We start from the raw sequence: 19,709 nt of genomic DNA, 5'->3' as shown, positions 1-19,709 counted from the left end.
ACCCCTTCCGGACGGTGACATGTGTGGAATATCGCTCAGCTCTAAGGTGAAGGTCGCGTTTTTGGGGCAATTTTACCGCGCATGCGGCCCAAAACACCGACGGCCCTTTGCGGCATTTCGTCCAACTTTCAAGTTGGTGCGGCGGAAGACGCAGCAGCAGACATTGGTGCGAGTGCGTGAACTATTATCGCGCAACGACCTGGGCGCGGACTAAGCCGAGGTTCGAGTATTTCACTCGGACACCGCCTTGTATTCTGGAAGTTTGGACAAGGCAGATTTCAGGGCGTCGCCCCAACCTTCCGATATCGTTCGAAAGTACTGATCGTCACTCTCAAACCTGGACCTCGTGCCAGCCTCAAGACTGTCTTCATCGTAAAGCAGTAGATCCAACGGTGCCCCAACAGACAAGTTCGCCTTGATCGTGGAATCGAAGCTGACGAGCAAGAGTTTCACGGTCTCTGGAAAGCTCATTTCGGGATCGTAGGCCCGCACCAGAATTGGGCGGCCGTATTTTGTCTCTCCGATCTGAAAGAATGGGGTGTCGTCGCCTGCCTCGATAAAGTTGCCTTCTGGGTAGATCAGGAACAATCGGGACGGCCCGCCCTTAATCTGCCCACCCAGAATGAGCGTTGCGTGAAAGGCGCTGTCAGCTTGCTGCCCAGACCGGGCATGCTCTTCGATGACATCGTTCAACGTAGCCGCGACCAATTGCGCGACCTGAAACATTGTCGGCGCTTCCAGGATCGAGGGAGAACGATCTTCCGGTGCCTTTGTACGCTCCTCAAGCAGGCTTACCGTGGCCTGAGTGGTTGCCAGATTGCCTGCGGTCAACAGAGTGATCGACCGCTCACCTTCCACCGTCCAGTTGAACATCTTGTTAAAGGTCGAAATATTGTCGACGCCAGCATTCGTGCGCGTATCGGACATGAACACCAGTCCGCGGTTCAGCCGCATGCCCACAGCATAGGTCATTAAGTTCTCCGTTACTGCTGTGCGACTTGCAACTGTACTGTCAATTGCTCGCCCGCTGTCCCAATTCTGTTACCTATTACCGGCGCAGCTTGGGCATAGTCCAGACCGGTTGCGACGCGTACATAGCGATGATCAGGTGAAATTCCGTTGGAAACGTCAAATCCCACCCATCCGAGCCCGTCCAAATGCACTTCGGCCCAGGCATGGGTCGCGTCCTGCAGCTCGGTTTCGTTCATCATCAGGTAACCCGAAACATAGCGCGCAGGCATTCCGATCTTTCGAGCGCAGGCAATGAAAATATGCGCATGGTCCTGGCACACGCCACACCCCGCTGCGAGGGCCTCTTCAGCACTCCAACCCGGATGCGAACTTCCCACTTCATAGGTGACCCGAGATCGAATAATTTCGGACAAGGCGTGTATCTGCTGAAGCGGTTCTCCTTGGGGCAGCGCACCGATCACGTCGGCAACCCCTTTTCCTGGCGTTGTCTGAGGCGTGCTCCGATTAAAAAGCCACAGCGGTGTCGACCCTTCGTGGCGTCCCAGGACACCATGTGTGTCTTCCACCGCCACAACGCCTTCGGATATCAAGGAAATGCTTTGGGTATTTGCTTCGAAACTGATCAATTCCACTGTGTTGCGGTGGTAGTCTTCAAAGCTCAGCTCCTTGACCCCTCCGATGACTGCAGTGCTCCAGTTTTCAATGGTCTGATTGCGAAATGACTTTGGCGTTTTCCTAAGCTGCTGCAGTCCAAAGGGGACCGGCGCGTCGAAATCGTATCGTGTCTCATGGCGAATGTGCAGTTTCATGGGCTACTCATAGAACCGGTAGTCAATCTCGATCTGGCGACTTAAGTTACCGAGATCTTTCAGAAAATCCTGAATGTATTCATGCAACCCCAACTCAAAGATATCAGATATCTTCTGGTCCAGATATTTCTCGTACAGTGCATTTGACGCGGCGCATGACGGACCCGCAAAGCCATAGTCTTTCTTCAGGTAGGACAGGTTTTCTTGAATCTTTCTACAACAAAAGTGAAGACTGCGGGGCATCCGCTCATCCAAGATCAAAAACTCAGCAATGTCAGACGGTCGGGTTTTCTGACCGTGGGTCATTCGATAACCGCCGCCAGCTCCGACGGAGCGAAGGATGCTTTCCCACTGGATGTTGTCCAGTGACGAGCCGACTGAGAACGCCGTGGGCAACAGAACGTAGTACTTCACGTCCAATATGCGCCCCGTGTTATCGGCCCGTTCGACAAAAGTGCCGATGCGGGTGAAATCGAAAATATCATTGCGCAGCATGGTGCCCAAAGTGGCGCCACGGACCAGGGCGGCCTGGTGGCGAATAAGCTCCAACATGGCGGGCAAATCGCGCTCATTAACGCGGCGCTTCATCGCCTCGTCAATTTGCATCCAACTTGCGTTTACCGCGCTCCAAACATCGTGGGTAAGTGCGGTTCGAACAAGGCGTGCGTTGTTCCTTGCCTGTTTGATGACCGACTTGATCGAGGATGGGTTGTCGGCATCGCGCAACACCCAATCCACAGCGTTGTCTTTTGAAATGTCATCGTACTTGGCGTGGTATCCATACAAAACGCCAGCCGTTTTCAGTACAGAGCCCCATTCTTCGGCAGAGTTCTTGGAACGGGTCAACGCCATCCTCTGACCTGTTTCAAGCAGCCTCGCCGTGTTTTCCGCCCGTTCGAGGTAACGGGACATCCAGAACAACCCGCCAGCAGTTTTTCCCAGCATGGTCAGTCCTCCAGAACCCAAGTGTCTTTGGTCCCGCCGCCCTGACTTGAGTTCACGACGAGCGATCCTTTCTTCAGCGCCACGCGTGTCAAACCGCCGGGCGTGATGTTAACCCCATCTGGGGACACCAAAACAAAGGGGCGCAGATCAACGTGCCTGGGTGCGAGCCCCGAGCGCGCAAAAATTGGAACCGTCGAAAGCGACAAAGTCGGCTGAGCAATATAGTTCCCGGGTCTCTTCTTCAGCTTTTCACGGAAAGCTGAAATCTCTTTCTTGCTGGCCGTAGGGCCAATCAACATACCGTAACCGCCAGACCCATGTACTTCCTTGACCACGAGGTCGGACAGGTTGTCCAGCACGTAGGACAGAGACTCTGGATCGCTGCAACGCCAGGTGGGTACATTTTGAAGCAGAGGTTTTTCGCCCGTGTAGAATTCAACGATTTCAGGCATGTAAGAGTAGATTGCCTTATCATCCGCAATTCCTGTGCCCGGAGCGTTCGCAATAGTGATGCCCCCCGCGCGGTAGACATCCAGGATGCCGGGAACGCCCAGCGCGCTATCAGGGTTGAAATTCAGCGGGTCTAAGAAATCGTCATCGACCCGTCGATACAGTACGTCGATAGGCTTGTAGCCGCGAGTAGTGCGCATACAAACGCGGCCGTCGACAACCCTCAAGTCGTGTCCTTCAACCAATTCCACAGCCATCTGGTCCGCAAGAAACGCGTGTTCGTAATAGGCTGAGTTGTAGATACCGGGGGTCAAAACCGCGACCGTGGGCTCTCCCTCGGCACAGGCCGGTGCGCAGGCTGCAAGAGATCGCCTCAAATTTCGCGGGTAGTCGGAAACATTTCGAACATTTGTGGCACTGAAGAGCTCGGGGAACATCTTTAGCATCGTTTCCCGGTTCTCCAGCATATAGCTGACACCGGATGGCGTGCGCGCGTTGTCCTCAAGCACAAAGAACTCATCTGGTCCGGTTCGCACCAGGTCAACGCCGACGATATGCGTATAAACCTGACCGGGCGGCGAAACGCCGAGCATCTGCGGCAGGAACGCTTCGTTTCCGGCGATCATCTCGGCTGGTACGCGTCCGGCTCTAACGATTTCTTGGCGGTGATACATGTCGTGAAGAAAGGCATTAATTGCGCGTACCCGCTGTTCGATACCGCGTTCTAGACGCTGCCACTCTCGCGCGGAAATGACGCGCGGCACGATATCAAACGGTATCAACCGTTCCTCTGCTTCCGCTTTTCCGTAGACATTAAATGTAATGCCCGTCAGCCTGAAGACTTCCTCAGCCTCGCGCTGCTTGGCTCTTAGCCGTGATACATCCTCCGCATCAAACCAACGACCGATCTCTTCGTATGGACCTCTGAGCGATCCATCGCTGTTGAACATTTCATCAAAATACTCACTCATGCGAGAAGTTTGACGATCAATTCAGGGTTTTCAAGTCATTCGGTCCTTTTTGGTAAGCACTTCTGGAAGAAACGCCTATTTTTCAAGCGAGTTGGTGCATCCACCAATTTGAACAACGCCGCTGGTTTTTTAGTTCGAATTCATGCGGCTTTGTTGCACAAATCGAGGAGAAGGCTTGCTCCCGCTTTCCCCTGACAGACTTATACTTCGGGCTCTGCGACGAATGCGAGACCCCTTGGGATCAAACACTTGATCGGCGAACATTTGGCTGGATTTCGATCCCGCGGCTGATACCTTGCCCTTGCATCGGTTTTTAGCTGCACAAAAAATGTACGAAAAGTCTATTGGAGCACACTTTTGGTCATTCCTTTTCACGTTCGGGAAATGCTTCAACGCATTAAAGCGCGTTTTGACGCCGATCAGATACCCCAGCAGATGGCGCCGAGCGACGCGGAGTTTTCAACATTGCGCCCCTCCCGCAAGCCGACCAAAGAGATGGTCGAACGCTTTTGGGGCAAATTGAAGCCCACAGCCAGCGCAGACGATCAAGCACAGATCGCGGATCCGGCGACCATCGAAGACGCCGAAATCTACGGTGCCAATATCGAGAATTTCATCGGGACGGTTAAGCTGCCTGTCGGGGTTATTGGCCCCTTGCGCTTAAACGGGATGAACGCAAATGGCGATTTCCATGTCCCCCTCGCGACCACCGAGGCCGCGCTGGTTGCGTCTTACGCCCGGGGCGCTTACGCCGCCACCCGTTCAGGCGGTGTCAGCACTGCCGTTCTGTACGAAGGTGTGCTCCGTACACCAGCCTTTGTATTTGAGAGCCTGCTAAAGGCTGGGCAATTCGTGGATTGGGTGGTGACAAATGTCGACATTCTCCAATCTGCGGCCGAAGCGACAACCCGTCATGGCAAGCTTGTCTCACTGGAGCCGTTCATCGACACCAACGTCGTTTTCCTGATTTGTCGGTATACCACAGGGGATGCTGCGGGTCAGAACATGGTGACCATCGCTACCGACGCCTTGTGCCACGCCATCGCAGATAGCTGCCCTGTCTCGATTGAAGACTGGTATGTCGAAGGTAATTTCTCGGGCGACAAAAAGGCCTCGGCTTTGGGGTTGGTGACGGGGCGCGGGCGCAAGGTCAGCGCCTCGGTCACGCTTCCGGCTGAGATTGTCGAGAAGACGCTGGGGACCACGGTCGAAGCGATGCTGGACTATGGCCGTGTCGCCAATCTGGGGGCGCATTTGTCGGGCCAATTCGGCGCGCAGGCACATTATGCCAACGGGCTGGCGGCGTTCTATATCGCAACCGGACAGGACGCGGCCTGCGTTGCCGAAAGCGCAATGGGCGTCACGCGCATGGAACCTAGAGGCGACGATCTGTTCTGCTCGGTGACACTTCCTAACATCCTTGTCGGCTCGGTCGGTGGCGGGACCGGTTTGCCCAGTCAGACAGCGGCGCTGAACATACTTGGCCTAAGAGGCAACGGAAATGGCACAGCTTTGGCCGAGGTGGCCGCAGCCACATGCCTCTGCGGCGAAATCTCCATTGTCGCCGCAATAGCTGCAGGCCATTTCACCCGCGCCCATGAAAGCCTGGCCCGCCACAGATGAGTATTCAGAACCGATTCTGGATTTACCAGTCCGAGCGATTTCCGCTAAAGAAAACCGTCCCACTGCTGCTGGTGTTCTCCTCAGCCAGCATTTGTGTGTCAGCCCGTCTGGCCGACCGCCCCTTGCCCGAGTGGCCCGCCTTTGCCGCCGGTTTTGTGCTGGCTATGGCGTTGTTCTTCCAGATGCGGGTCTGCGATGAGTTCAAGGACGCCGAGGATGACCGGCGGTACAGGCCCGACAGGCCAATCCCACGTGGATTGGTCTCGCCGGGCGAAATCCTGAGCCTTGGATTGTTGACGATCCTACTGGCGCTTGCTGCGGCATGGTTCTGGCACCCTCCCGTTTTGTGGCTGTTGGGTGCGGTCTGGATCTGGCTCGCAGCAATGACGGTTGAATTCGGCGTTCCGGTTTGGCTGAAGGCCCGACCGGTTCTTTACCTGCTCAGCCATATGGCCATCATGCCCTTGATTGATTTGTTACTGACCGGCCTCGAATGGTTGCCAGCAGGCGGGGCAGCGCCCTCGCTTTGGCTATTTCTGGCACTGTCCTTTGTGAATGGCTGCGTCCTTGAGATCGGGCGCAAGCTGTGGGCGCCGGAAAACGAAATCGCCGGGGTCGATACCTATTCCGGCCTTTGGGGGCCTCGTTTGGCGGGGCGTATCTGGATCGGCTGCGTCCTGGTTTCCTACGCTCTCCTTGTCGGCACAGGCAGCGCCACCGGAGTCGGCTGGCTAACCGCCCTGATCGGCGCGCTGGCACTTGTGCCCTGCGGAATTGCCGCCCTCCGCTACACTCAGACACCCACCGCAAAAGCCCAAAACAGGATGGACACAGTATCCGGCCTATGGGTGTTCTTCTGCTATGCTGCGGCTGGTTTTCTACCCATCCTCATCGGAGCCGTTGCATGAGTTTCATCGTTTCCCAAACGGACGCCACCGATGTCTCGGTTGTCGGAGGGAAAGCGGCGGCCCTTTCGCATCTTGCGCTGCACGGGTTTTCCCCACCCGCGTTCTTTGTCATCCTCAATGATGCATTTCGCATGGGGCAATCAGGACCCATCGCGCAAAAGAACCTGAAATCGGCTGTGACTGCCGCGCTTGAAACGCTCGGACCCGGGCCTTACGCGGTGCGCAGTTCCGGCCGGTCCGAAGATGGTGTGGAGCACAGCCACGCGGGACAGTTCGATACGGTCTTGAACGTCCCCGGCAAAGATGTGATCGCAGCGGCCAAGCAGGTCTGGCGATCCGGTTTCTCAGCCACGATTGAGACTTACCGGGCGGTCAAATCCGGCGGCGAGGCCGAAGCCCCTGCGATCATCGTGCAATGCATGATTGATGCCAAAGCGGCCGGTGTCGCCTTTTCCGCCGATCCGGTCAGTGGTCGTCGCAATGTGGTCGTGATCTCGGCCATTGACGGGCTTGCGGAGCAGCTTGTGTCAGGCGAAGCGGACGGAGAAGACTGGATCATCGGCTCGGATGGCGTGCCGGAAAGCGCTCCGGGCACCCCCGCATATTTGACCCTGCCCGAGGCACAATCTATCGCGGCCCTCGCCCGAAAGGCCGAGGCGCTGTTCGGTTCCCCTCAAGACATCGAATGGGCGATTGATGCGCAAGGGCTGCATATTCTGCAGGCCCGACCGATCACCACGACTCTGCGCCCAACGCCACTTGCAGATCAGACCCTGACCATTTTCGACAATTCCAACATCGTCGAAAGCTATCCGGGGATCGTCAGCCCGCTGACTTATTCCTTTGCCCTGCATGTGTATTCTCAGGTGTATCGCGCTTTCGTCAGGCTTTTGGGAGTGTCCCGGCATACGGTTGCCCGGAATCCAACCGTGTTTGACAACTTACTCGGACGGGTGGACGGGCGCGCCTACTACAATTTGATCAACTGGTATCGCGCGCTGGCAATGCTGCCCGGGTTTTCGCTAAACCGCGACTACATGGAAACGATGATGGGCGTTTCTGAACCGATGCCACGTGAGGTTACGGATGCTCTTGCCCCGCCGCCCACCGTCGGCTGGCGCAAGCTTGTGGACTACGCGAAACTGTCAAAAGTTGCGGGCGGTCTGATATGGCAAGCCATCCAACTGCCACGGACCCGGCGTGATTTTTATCATAGATTGAACGACATCTTGCAGGCGGAGCTGGATGTGGATGCCTTGAATGCGACCGAACTGGCCGCTGAGTATCGTCGCATTGAAAGCACCCTGCTGGATAGGTGGGATGCGCCGCTGATCAACGATTTCCTGTGTATGATTGCCTTTGGTGGCTCGCGCAATCTGCTGGAAAAGTGGCTGGGCGAGGACGGGTTGACCCTGCACAATGACCTCATGATCGGACAGGGCGATATCGTTTCAGCGGAACCCGCGCAACGCATTGCCCGAATGGGAGAACTGGTCCGGCAGGCAGGTCTTGCCGAGCCGCTAAAGGCCAGTGCGGAACTGTCGGTTTTGTCCGGACACCCCCAGATCGAAGCCGAGATTGATGCCTTTCTTGAGAAGTTCGGCGACCGGTGTACGGAGGAACTCAAACTGGAAAGCGTTCCGCTGCGCGACGACCCGACCAGCCTGTTGCTAGCGATTGCAGCCAGCGCCGAACGTCCCACGACTGGGCGTCAGGAAGGTACTGAGCCGGACTGGAAGGTGCTGTTTCCGTCAAACCCCTTCAAACGGCATTTGGCCAAATGGATTTTGGGCTGGACCAAGGCGCGCGTGCGCGACCGGGAAAACCTGCGCTTTGAACGCACGCGTATCTTCGGCTATGCCCGCCGTGTGTTTTTAGGCATAGGCCGGGAATTCGCTGCCCGTGATCTGCTTTCATCACCAAAGGATGTATTCTTCCTGACAACTCAAGAAGTTCTCGGAGCGGTTGAGGGCTTCAGCTTGTCACCCGACCTGAAAGGCATCATTGCGAGGCGCAAACATGAGTATGACGCCTCCTCCCGACGCTCCGACCCGCCCGAACGTATCGAAATCCGTGGTCCCGCTATCGCACCGATCTGGTCAGAAGATGTGGAAGCCGAGGCAGATACGGCACGAGTGAAACACGGCACGGGTTGTTCCGCAGGACAGATAAAAGCGCGCGCGCGTGTGATCCGTGACCCGCGCACCGAAGCCCTGAACCCCGGAGACATTCTGGTCGCCCGCCACACCGACCCGGGCTGGATTGCCGTGTTCTCGAACGCCTCCGCCATCGTCGTTGAACGAGGGTCGCTGTTGTCACATTCGGCCATTGTCGCGCGCGAGTTGGGCATCCCTTGCGTTGTCGGCCTGAAAGGCGCCACGCACTGGATTGAAGATGGCGAGATGATCCGTGTAGACGGGGCAAGCGGCGCAGTGGAGCGGTGCGATGGGTAGCAGCGAGATCGAGACAAAAGCGGATTTCGACCATATCCGCTATGCCCAACTGTGGGAGGACGCAGATGTCCTAGCCTCAGCCTTGGGTGAGTGTGCGGGCAAGACGCTGGTGTCCATCTGCTCGGCCGGGGACAATGCGCTTGCGATGCTGACACTCGATCCCGAGCGTGTTGTGGTTCTGGACCTGTCGCCAGCTCAGATCGCCTGCCTCAGGCTTCGGATCGCGGCCTATCAGGTTCTGACCCATCCCGAATTCATAGAACTCACAGGCTCACGCGCAAGTACGCGACGGGGTGCCCTGCTGAACCGGGTTTTGGGGGCCACCGATGTCGAAACGCGCGCCTTCTGGAAGGCGCTGACCCCGGAGGTTGAAAAACATGGTATCGGCGGTGTCGGCAAGTTCGAGCGTTATTTTCGCATCTTTCGAATCTGGCTGCTACCGCTCGTCCATTCTCGCCGGACCATTGAAGCGGTGTTCACCCCCCGCTCGCCGACAGAGCGCCAGACCTTTTTCGACAAACAGTTCAACACGGTGCGATGGCGGCTTTTGCTGAACCTCTTCTTCTCGCGTTTCGTCATGGGACGCATGGGTCGAGACAGTGCGTTCTTCGACCATGTCGAGGGCAGCCCCGCGCAACATGTCGCCCGCCGTATCCGTCACGCGGGGGTCACCACTGATCCCTCGCAAAACCCCTATCTACACTGGATTCTCAAAGGCAATCACGGTGACGCGCTACCAATGGCCTGGCGGCCCGAGCACTATGAGACGATCCGATCCCGATTGGATCGTCTGGACATCCGCCTTGGGTCGCTCGAGGCTTTTGTATCGACCGGTGAGAAAGCCAGTGGTTTCAACCTGTCCGACATCTTTGAATACATGTCCCCCGAGACCTTCCCGCAGGTCTACGGTTCTATCCTGACCGCTGCTGAGCCAAGCGCCCGATTGGTCTATTGGAACATGATGGCACCCCGTCGGGTTCCGTCGAAATACTTAAACCGCGTCAAAACCCTGACCGACATCGAAATGCAGCAGAAAGCCTGCGACATGGCATTCTTCTATTCCGATTTCGTCGTCGAAGAGGTTCAGCCGTGACTATTCTTGGGCAGATCCTGTTGGCGGCGGGGTCCGTGGTCGCCTTGATCGGCGTCATGATGGTCATACGGTATCTGGCCAAAACGGCGGGGTTGAGTTCAGAAGTACAGCGCAAACTGATGCATGTCAGCACCGGCCTCTTTGCGTTGCTTTTACCCTGGCTCTTTCCCGATCGCTGGCCGGTCTACATGCTGATTGCAGCCACAATCCTGGTGATGCTGGTGCTCCGCCTTCCGCGCTTTTCATCGGGTCTGGGCGCGACCCTGCATGGGGTAGAGCGTACGTCCTACGGTGACTTTCTGCTCGCCTTGTCGGTTGGGCTTTGCTTCCTGCTAGCTGGGGAAAACACACTGTTCTACATCCTGCCAATCGCCGTTCTGACACTGGCCGATGCCGCCGCTGCGCTGGCCGGGACCGCCTATGGAACCAAACGCTACGTGGTGGAAGACGGCGACAAGAGCTTGGAAGGCTCAGTCGTGTTTTTTGTCGTAACGCTGTTGGTTGCGATCATTTGCTTCTTGTTCATGTCGAAACTCCCGCCATCCAACATCATGATGTTGTGCCTTATGGTGGCGGGTTTTGGCACATTGGTCGAAGCGCAAAGTTGGCGCGGGTTTGACAACCTGTTCCTGCCGCTTGGCTTGTTGATTTTTCTGAACGGCCACTACCACAGTTCTTTGGCAGAACTTGCCCTGTTGGCTGCCCTGTTCTTTGCTGCTCTTGCCAGTTTCGGCGTGGTGGGAACCAAGCTGGGCCTGACCAAACATGCGACCCGCGTGTATGTTGTTGCGGTTTTTTTGCTGCTGGCCGCGGCAAAATTGCAGAATACTGTACTGCCGATTATGGTTCTTGCTGCGCACGGATGGGCGCGCACTGCTTCTCCTTGCGACAGCAAGTACCCTGATCTGGATATCATCGCCGCCTTAGGACTTTTGGGGTTTGGTTGGCTTGCGATGGGACATGCAACAGGATGGGACGCGATTTCATTTTTTGGACTAAGTTCGATGGGGCTGGCCATGGGGCATATTGCAGTGGCGCTGCGTTCCAGCCCAATCGCGATACCGCTTGCTGCAGCTGTTTTGTTCGCCATACGGACTTGGGTTGTTTCCCAGAATTCCGAACAGTCGAACTGGGCCGAGCCTCTGACGGCTTTGGTACTGTTTTCACTCCTTTGCACAGCCGCAGTGCCGTTGGCCCGACCACACTGGTTCGAAAAAGACAGAGTGTTTAGTCTCACGCTGTTGGCCCTCGCCCTGCCCTTGTTTTACTACGTTTGGAGCGTTGCCGGATCGCTTGGCGCAGGTGTTGTTTCATGACCAAAGAAACCATCAAAACAGCGGATGCAAAACTGACCGTCTACCTGAACGGCCCGAACTGGGAGGGCGCACCGACCGCAACCTTCGGTGATTTTTCCTGCAAAACACCTGAGGCCGGTGCTGAGATTCTGCGCGAGGGGATAGAGCGGGTGCAAGATGCGTGCCTAAACCGCATTATTGGGCCTATGTCGGGCGATACGTGGCACAGCTACCGCTTTGTCTCGGACAGCGACAGGTCTGCTCCGTTCCTGATGGAGCCCAGCAACAAACCGCATGAGCCTGAGGTTTTCCGGTCGGCAGGGTTTGCGGAGATCAGCCGGTATTTCTCGGCCCGGGTGCCACTGCAGGCCGCTTCTTCGACCGCACCGCCGGATAGCAGCAGCTTCGTGGTGGAGGCCTGGGACGGTACCGACCCCGAGGCCCTCTTTCGTCAGGTCTTTGAACTCTCAACCCGGGCGTTCTCAAACAACGCGTTCTACAAGCCGATATCCGAGGCGGATTTTCTGGCCATGTATATGCCGGTTGTGCCGATGATGAAGCGCGACCTGATCTTGTTTGCACGCCGCAAAGACGGGACATTGGCAGGTTTTTTGTTCGGCATTCCCAACTATGCCGAAGGCCCCAATCCGAAATCCGCCATCCTTAAGACCTACGCCAGTCTCGAACCGGGAGCTGGGCGGCATTTGGCCCACAGGTTTCACAAGACGGCATTCAGCATGGGGTACGACACGGCTATTCATGCGCTGATCCATGATGACAACACCTCGGCTGACCGCAGCGCCGCCGAAGGCGCAACGATCTTCCGGCGCTATACCCTGCTTGGGCGCAAGCTGAATGACTGACCTATTGTCCCATTTCGCCGCTGCGGTTGAGCGGGCTCCAAACCAGACCGCAATTGTGGACGGCAAGGGGTGCCAGATCAGTTTTCGGGACCTATACAAACGCGTTCAGAAATTGGCGGGTCGGTGGCACGGCAAGGGCATCCAACCAGGGGATCGTGTGCTGTTGGCAATGCCGGTCAACGCAGACCTCTATGCCAGTCTGGCTGCCCTGTGGTCCCTTGGAGCCACCGTTGTCTTGCCGGAACCAGCCATGGGACGGGCCGGTCTGCGCCATGCCATTCGGACAACAAACCCAAAAGCGTTCTGTTCGGCGGGCCCGTATGCCTTGCTAAAGTTTCTGGTTCCCAGCCTTTGGCCCCTTCCCTTGCTCACGCCCGGAGAAGGCCACATCACCCCGACAGTGCACAAGGTGCAACCGGATGATATCGCCCTTATCTCCTTCACCTCCGGCACAACAGATCAGCCCAAAGCCATTCCCCGCTCGCACGCGTTTTTGATGGCACAGTACGATGCCATCGCACCCCTCCTCCACAGCGACAAGGCCGAGCGCGACCTGGTTGCCTTTCCGGTGTTCACCCTGATCAATCTGGCGGCCGGGCGCACGAGTGTTTTGCCAAACTGGAGGCTCAGCAAGCTGGACCGCCTGTCGCCCACGCAGTTGGAACGGTGGATTCACGCGCAGAACGTCTCCCGTGCCCTGATCCCGCCATCTCTCTGCGAAAAGCTGGTTCGATCCGAGGACATAGGGCCGTTGCGCACAGTGTTCACCGGTGGTGGCCCGGTGTTTCCAAACCTGGTGGAGGCATTGAGAAGCCGACACAGGCTGTCGGTTGTGTGTGTCTACGGCTCGACTGAGGCTGAACCGGTCGCGCATCTCGATACCACCGACATCTCGGAGGAGGATCACCGCGACATGGCTTCTGGGAGGGGGCTGCTCGTCGGCGACCCAGTTCCTGACATCAAGGTCCGCATTCGCGACAATGAGATTCAGGTCGCCGGCGCACATGTGAATGAAGGGTATTTGGACCCGCGTCACTCACAACAAAACAAAATCAAGGAAGGTGATATTGTTTGGCACCGGACTGGTGACGCGGGCACGCTGGATGATGACGGACGTTTGTGGCTTTGGGGGCGTATCGGGTCCGAAATTGAAGTCGCTTCAGGTACGCTTTTCCCCTTTGCGATCGAAGTCGCTGCAAAGCAGTGGCCGGGCGTGGATCGATGCGCGCTTGTCACTACGAAAGCTGGCCCCACTCTCTGTGTCCAGGGAACACAAAAGTACCTCGAGGATTGGAAGCGTTCTGCGCTTGGGTTTGGCGTTCCCAATGTGGTTTCGATTGAGAGCATCCCTATGGACAAGCGCCATGCCTCTAAAGTCGATCGCGCGAAACTGGAAAGCAGCCTGACAACTTAGGCACGATACGGCTCAACAATCGCCAAAGCTCCTTACCTGAACGGCTCCTTCGCCTTGCTGAAGGACGTATTCTTATCCGCGTTTAAAAAATCATCGAATACGAGGCCTCTACTTCCTGGGTCGGTTCGGCCGACTAGAGCCCTTGTTGAGGAACCGAACCCATCAATCACGGGGAGCGCATGAGACGCCGCTCGTTGGCTGATCAAGCGCGGTGATGGAATAGACGGCGAAGCCGTTGAGACCCATCATGCCGGGCCAGGAACCCAGCAGGTTTCTTGAAAGAGTGCGCATGTTTCCCGATGCAGAAGCAAGCGCAAACGACTATTGGCTGAAATGCCTCACCATACCGAACCACTATCGTCACTGAACCCGTATTATGTGAAGCGATATCTGTTTAAGTGGTCAGTTCCCCTGCGAAGCTCACGCACCATCACTCATTTACTTCTGGCAGAAGGCATCGATCTCAATTGCAAAGAACGGTCAAATCCAGCCCATAGTGGACACCAGTCTATGCTCAATCTTATGCTCTAACCTAAGCTCTTGAAAAACTATCAGTCGATAGGCCAATCTCAACTGTAAGGCTAATCCCGCGCGCCAACTACGGAACCCTGAATGCGGCTGATCAGAATATGTTTGATTTCGGTGGCGCTGATGGCAGTGACCATAGTCGGGTTAAGGTGGACCTTTCCACTTCCTGAAGAAAATTTTTCTGAGCCAACGTTTAAACAATATGCAGATTGGGACGGGCCATTAGGCGCAACTATTAGAAACGCTCTTGAGCGTAACCCCGGGCTCGACGGTGTAAGGCCTTTGGGCAATGGACGCGCGGCTTTTGCGGCCCGGGCGATCCTCGCGAGAGAAGCAACATCCTCAATCGATGCTCAGTACTACATCTGGCAAGATGACGTTACCGGCCTGATGCTTCTGGAAGAGCTCAGAGCAGCAGCAGAGCGCGGCGTGCGCGTCAGATTGCTGGTCGACGATAACGGTATCTCCGGATTGGATGATTTGCTTGCCGAACTGGACGCCCTGCCACATGCAAATGTACGCATTTTCAATCCGTTCACTTTGAGGAACCCAAAACTCCTGTCCTATGCATTTGACTTTGGTCGCCTGAACCGGCGGATGCACAACAAGTCAATGACTGTGGACGGGGTCGCTACGATAGTTGGGGGGCGCAACATTGGTGACATCTATTTCGACTACGGTGCGGGAACGCACTACCTGGATGTAGACGCGATCGCTATCGGCCCGATTGTGGATGAGGTGTCGCAATCCTTCGACGCATACTGGAATAGTGCCTCCGCTTACGACGCTGGGCTCTTTTTGGAACCTCCGTCGGAAAAAAGTCTGAAAACAAAGGCAGACGCCGCACGTCAGACTGCGGTTGGCGCAGGCTATCAAAGGGCAACTCAGGATAATGAACTGGCCGACCGGATAGCAGCACATGATCTGAAGTTCGAGTGGAGCGAAGTCACTCTTTTTGTCGACGACCCGTCAAAAGGGTTGGGCGAAGTCGAAAGTGAAGACCTGATTGTCGAACAACTTATCGAGTTCGCCAAAACCTCTCAAATCTCATTGGACTTGGTCTCTGCGTATTTCATTCCGGGGGAAAGAGGCGCGGAGGTTCTGGAAGGGTTGGCAAAGTCCGGAGTGAAGGTCCGCGTCTTGACCAACTCACTGGATGCCACGGATGTGATGCCAGTTCATGCGGCCTATATGCGATACAGGGAAGACTTGCTGAACAGCGGTGTAGAGTTGCTTGAGCTTCGAGCTTTGCGGCGTGAGCATCGCGAGCGCAGCCTGCCCGAGATGCTGGCTGGATCGGCGTCCGGACTACACGCAAAAGTCTTTGGATCGGATGGAGAACGGATATTTATAGGTTCTTACAACCTCGACCCGAGGTCCGCGCGACTAAATACAGAAATGGGCCTTATGATCGAAAGCCCAACGATTGCTGCGTCGCTTGCGGAGCAATTGAACAGGCCTGAGTTTTCTTACCGCGTCGAACTCAACGAAAGCGGCGAGATGATCTGGCTGCAAGAAGAGCAGGATGGGACAGTCATTATCCATACCGCAGACCCGGAAACCACCGGTTTACAGCGTGCCCTGACGGCCGTTGTCAGGTGGCTGCCGGTCGAATGGATGCTCTAGTCATCAAACGACCGACAATCTGTTGACCCGCAGCCAGAGACACCAGTACGTGATCTGACCTACAGTGAAGTCACAATGGCCCTGGCGTAAGCTTCCATGTCGACACTGGCACCTCCGGTTGCGTACCAAACCACGACGGCGTCTTTTCCTGGCGAGACATAGATGCCTTGGCCATTCATCCCACTTTTGTAAAAATCGCCATCGGCAAAAACGGCATCCCATTGGTATGCGTTTGCCATCGGCTGTTCACGGAATGCTTCAGAAAGGTGCGGTCCAAGCGTTCCCTTCATGTAGTTTTCAGCGACACCCGCTGTTTGGATCGTGTCGATCATCTTTTCAGAAACAATACGGTCTGACGCTGTTTTGTCCCAGCTCGGAGTGTAGAGCAGACCAATCTTTGCCATGTCGATCAAGCGGCTGCTGATCAGACCGTGTATGATGCCGTTTCCTTGAGGTGACAGCGCAAGGGTGGCGTCGCCAGTCATTCCAGCTTTGCTCCAAACCCGCTCCGTGATCGCTTCACCAAGTCGCTGGTTCGTAACGGCTTCGATGACGAGGCCAAGCATTTGTGTATTTGCAGAGGAGTATTCGAAGGCCTCAGCTGGCTCCCGTAGCTTGGGTATGGCAAACAGGGCTTCGTTATGCGTTTGTAGGACGCCTGCTTCGTTCGGAACACCAACCTCAGCCCTGACAAAACGCCCATATGGCGTATCGCCTTTGCGGGAGAGGGGGTTCTCTTCCAAATCCAAACCAGACTGCATGTTCAGGATGTCGACGACTTTTATGCTCTCCCAAGCTTTTCCCTTGGTGCCATCTACATAATCGCCAACCGTTTTCTGAACGTCGATCTTACCCTCATCTTCCAATTGACCGATCAGCAAGCTCGACAGGATCTTTGCATTGGACATCCAGACGTGGTTGTCCGTCCGGCGCATTCCTGGGTAGGCCTCGTAAGCGATTTCGCCGTTGTGAAGAACCATAACGCCCTGCACTGTGGAATCATCGGCATTAATCATCTCGTCGAGCGAGACGGCATTGCCATCAGTGCCTGAAACACTCGTCGCGCCTATGGCATCGTTAAGGTTTGTCGCAAGCATCGCGACAGCCCCGTCGCGACGAATGACCGAACTCGGTAGGAACTCGGCGAGGTTCATGTATGAAAACGCCCCGGCTTCGGTGATGTCGAGAAACTTCTGCAAATTCCATTCAGAACTCAGGTCGTAGGCTTGCTTGGCCGTGTAACCATTTCGCAGGTCACGGATGGAAAATTCTTCTCGCGGCGTCGCGTATGGGTCGTCTTCAGCACGTGCAGGAGATGTTCCAAGGCTTTGCATAATCAAACCTCCAATAAGCGCAAAAACTAGAAAATTGGACTTTGAAAGTAACGAAGTGTTTGGCATGGCATTATCGCTCCAAATGAGTTGCAACTGAAGTATGGCCGCGGCCAGCGTGTTGAAATCGGGTTTTCAAAGAACTGAACAACTTAGTTTTTCGAATCAAAGCACAGTCCGTTTTCTCGGGAATTCGAGAATTGCTGCCGCTCTCACTTAACTGGTGAAATATCCACTTTGTTCGCATGCAGTCATTCTGTGAATTTCTGCGAATGTCTGCCACGAGACCACAGCAGGCCGCGAAAGTGGCTTTCAAGTTTATACCGCTTAGTCGGTTTTTAGAGACTGACGGCTTAGGTTGACTCATCGCAGACCAACCTGCTCTGATCGAAGCAATTTTTTAATGTCCGTAATCTCATTCGGAGGCATCAATGAAGTTCTTTAAGTCTCTCACAGTATTCGCTTTTGCGCTGATGCCGCTTCAAGGCGCTGCACGGTCCCCCTCTTTGCAAGACGCCTTTGAGCGTTTACCGGAGTTTCCCGGCACAACTGTCTACGTCGGTGGAGAAGTTCTTACCATGAATCCGGACGCCCCGTTGGCTGAGGCCGTGGCAGTTAGAAACGGTCGAATTGTCGACGTCGGAACCGTAGAGGGTATCGAGGGTCGGCTGCCCGAAGGTAGCTATGCAATTGACCGCAGTTTTGAAGACAAAGTCATTGTGCCTGGGTTCATTGAACAGCATTTACACCCGCTTCTGGGCGCGCTTGCGATGATGTCGGATGCCATCATTTCCATCGAGGACTGGCAATCGCCGGCCGGATTCGCGCCTCTTGCCAATAGCGAGGAGGAGTTTCGCCAACGCCTGTCCGAGGTCATCAACACATATGATCCAAGCAGCGGGCGGCCGTTGATGGTCTGGGGGTATCACGCGTTGTGGCACGGGGACATGAGCCGTGCGATTTTGGACGAACTGGCCCCCGACATTCCGCTTGCTGTATGGCAGCGCTCCACCCATGAGATGTACTTCAACTCGGCGGCCATCGAACAACTGGATATCACCGAAGAATACATTGAAAGCTGGTCAAGCGAACTGGCCCGGTCTCAAGCCAACCTTGAAAAAGGCCTCTTCCTTGAGGCTGCATTCTGGGAGCATGTGTTCTTTGAGAAGTTTGCTCCGGTCTACGCGTCTATCGAAAGGGTCATGGAGGCGCTGGAGTTCACAGAGGACTATTATCACCGCAGCGGGATAACGACCCTTGCAGAGCCAGCTGGCCCTGTGGATCAGAACGCTCAAGCTCTGGTGGCAGAAGCGTTCGGGCCAGACGACACACCTTTCAACTTTTACTTTATTCCGGACGGTCGGACGCTTGGCGGTTTGTTTCTGAACACCGAGGGCCCCGAAAAAGTACTGTCCGAAACCGAAGCCATGCTGGCGTGGAGCGAAGGCCGAACCCAGTTCCTACCTAAGCAGGTCAAGCTGCTTTTGGATGGAGCGATCTTCAGTGAATTGATGATCATGCGCGATGGCTACCTGGACGGGCATGAAGGTGAATGGATTATGACACCCGATCTCTTCAAGCAGGTTTTCGACCTTTATTGGGACGCAGGCTTTCAGGTCCATGTTCACAATCTGGGAGACGGCGGCCTAGACATTCTTCTGGATGCCCTCGAAGCAGCCATGCAGCGCAATCCGAGATATGACCATCGCACCGTCGTCGTACACTTTGGCTACGCTCAACCTGATCAGATCGCACGCATTAAACGTCTTGGCGCGATTGTCAGCGGCAATTCCGTTTACACGCCGACGCTCGCAGATCGGTATGCCGCAGGCAGCGTTGGTAGCGAGCGCACAGAGCGCATGGTGCCTTTAGGCGATGCCGTTCGAGCAGGTATCCCCTTCTCGCTGCACTCGGACATGCCGATGGCTCCTGCGGAGCCGTTGAAATACATGTGGGCTGCTGTCAATCGGATATCCACGAGTGGTCGCGTCGTTGGTCCGGACCAGCGCATCAGTGCCGAAGACGCTTTGGAAGGGATCACCATCGGCGCAGCCTATTCCCTTCAATTGGAGGATGAGATTGGTTCCATCGAGCCTGGCAAACTGGCCAACTTCACAATCCTCGAAGAAAATCCGCTAACTGTGGATCCTTTGACGCTGGCCGATATCAAAGTGTGGGGCACTGTGCTTGAAGGCCGTCTTCAGCCCGCACCTCCTGCAGCGGGAGAAGACAATGACGAAGCCGATGCAAGCCAGTTCATCAATAATCCGGAACGTGTACTGATGGCGTCACTACGCCACGCACGAAGTAAGGCCCACTACCACGATCACTCGCAAACGACGCAGTCTAACGTCTATGATCCACTCGGAATTTCCGCCTATGGTTCTCGTTGATTGTCGCTAGAACAAGGCGGAGGATTGCCCCAGCT

14 protein-coding genes are annotated in these 19,709 nt (G+C 55.8%); 9 read left to right on the top strand and 5 right to left on the bottom strand.

What is annotated here, in order from left to right; translation table 11 throughout:
- Positions 1-231 precede the first annotated feature (231 nt).
- Genes ACR0C3_RS06465 through ACR0C3_RS06450 form a run of 4 tightly spaced genes read right to left on the bottom strand, consistent with a single transcriptional unit; the run spans position 232 to position 4,147 of the window.
- Positions 232-972, bottom strand: a complete 741-nt coding sequence (locus ACR0C3_RS06465; protein ID WP_480757782.1) for a proteasome-type protease — start codon at positions 970-972, stop codon at positions 232-234.
- 11 nt (positions 973-983) lie between these two features.
- Positions 984-1,781: a transglutaminase family protein gene (locus tag ACR0C3_RS06460; RefSeq protein ID WP_480757781.1), complete on the bottom strand. Its 798-nt coding sequence runs from the start codon at positions 1,779-1,781 to the stop codon at positions 984-986.
- Positions 1,782-1,784: 3 nt separating this feature from the next.
- Entirely contained in the window at positions 1,785-2,726 is a 942-nt protein-coding gene (locus ACR0C3_RS06455) for an alpha-E domain-containing protein (protein WP_480757780.1), read from the bottom strand.
- Between the two features lie 2 nt (positions 2,727-2,728).
- The gene (locus tag ACR0C3_RS06450) at positions 2,729-4,147 is read right to left on the bottom strand and encodes a circularly permuted type 2 ATP-grasp protein (RefSeq protein WP_480757779.1); all 1,419 of its coding nucleotides are present in this window, start codon (positions 4,145-4,147) and stop codon (positions 2,729-2,731) included.
- A gap of 435 nt (positions 4,148-4,582) precedes the next feature.
- On the opposite strand from ACR0C3_RS06450, the gene ACR0C3_RS06445 reads away from it, so the two are divergent.
- From ACR0C3_RS06445 to ACR0C3_RS06410, 8 genes are all read left to right on the top strand, one after another.
- The gene (locus ACR0C3_RS06445; RefSeq protein WP_480757778.1) at positions 4,583-5,770 is read left to right on the top strand and encodes a hydroxymethylglutaryl-CoA reductase; all 1,188 of its coding nucleotides are present in this window, start codon (positions 4,583-4,585) and stop codon (positions 5,768-5,770) included.
- Positions 5,767-6,678 (top strand): UbiA family prenyltransferase, encoded by a 912-nt coding sequence (locus ACR0C3_RS06440; protein WP_480757777.1) that lies wholly within the window; start codon positions 5,767-5,769, stop codon positions 6,676-6,678. Before ACR0C3_RS06445 ends, ACR0C3_RS06440 begins: the two co-directional genes overlap by 4 nt.
- A complete protein-coding gene (locus tag ACR0C3_RS06435) occupies positions 6,675-9,131 on the top strand; it encodes a PEP/pyruvate-binding domain-containing protein (RefSeq protein WP_480757776.1) in 2,457 nt (818 codons plus the stop codon). The genes ACR0C3_RS06440 and ACR0C3_RS06435 overlap by 4 nt, the downstream gene beginning before the upstream one ends.
- Positions 9,124-10,224, top strand: coding sequence for a BtaA family protein (locus tag ACR0C3_RS06430; RefSeq protein WP_480757775.1), 1,101 nt, complete (start codon positions 9,124-9,126; stop codon positions 10,222-10,224). The genes ACR0C3_RS06435 and ACR0C3_RS06430 overlap by 8 nt, the downstream gene beginning before the upstream one ends.
- Entirely contained in the window at positions 10,221-11,540 is a 1,320-nt protein-coding gene (locus tag ACR0C3_RS06425) for a hypothetical protein (protein ID WP_480757774.1), read from the top strand. The genes ACR0C3_RS06430 and ACR0C3_RS06425 overlap by 4 nt, the downstream gene beginning before the upstream one ends.
- Positions 11,537-12,382: a hypothetical protein gene (locus ACR0C3_RS06420; protein ID WP_480757773.1), complete on the top strand. Its 846-nt coding sequence runs from the start codon at positions 11,537-11,539 to the stop codon at positions 12,380-12,382. Before ACR0C3_RS06425 ends, ACR0C3_RS06420 begins: the two co-directional genes overlap by 4 nt.
- Complete coding sequence (locus ACR0C3_RS06415; protein WP_480757772.1) at positions 12,375-13,796, top strand: AMP-binding protein; 1,422 nt, start codon at positions 12,375-12,377, stop codon at positions 13,794-13,796. The genes ACR0C3_RS06420 and ACR0C3_RS06415 overlap by 8 nt, the downstream gene beginning before the upstream one ends.
- A 612-nt stretch (positions 13,797-14,408) precedes the next feature.
- Positions 14,409-15,950 (top strand): phospholipase D-like domain-containing protein, encoded by a 1,542-nt coding sequence (locus ACR0C3_RS06410; RefSeq protein WP_480757771.1) that lies wholly within the window; start codon positions 14,409-14,411, stop codon positions 15,948-15,950.
- Positions 15,951-16,009: 59 nt separating this feature from the next.
- Here ACR0C3_RS06410 and ACR0C3_RS06405 read toward each other — a convergent pair whose 3' ends face one another.
- Positions 16,010-17,350 carry a serine hydrolase domain-containing protein gene (locus tag ACR0C3_RS06405; RefSeq protein WP_480757770.1) on the bottom strand — a complete coding sequence of 447 codons (1,341 nt, stop codon included), beginning with the start codon at positions 17,348-17,350 and terminating at the stop codon, positions 16,010-16,012.
- Positions 17,351-17,712: 362 nt separating this feature from the next.
- Between ACR0C3_RS06405 and ACR0C3_RS06400 the strand changes: the two genes are divergently transcribed.
- A complete protein-coding gene (locus tag ACR0C3_RS06400; RefSeq protein WP_480757769.1) occupies positions 17,713-19,674 on the top strand; it encodes an amidohydrolase in 1,962 nt (653 codons plus the stop codon).
- Positions 19,675-19,709 lie beyond the last annotated feature (35 nt).

Source organism: Ruegeria sp. CK3 (assembly GCF_056536565.1).
The sequence above is the reverse complement of the archived record's forward strand: the minus strand, read 5'-3'. Positions and strand labels throughout refer to the sequence as shown.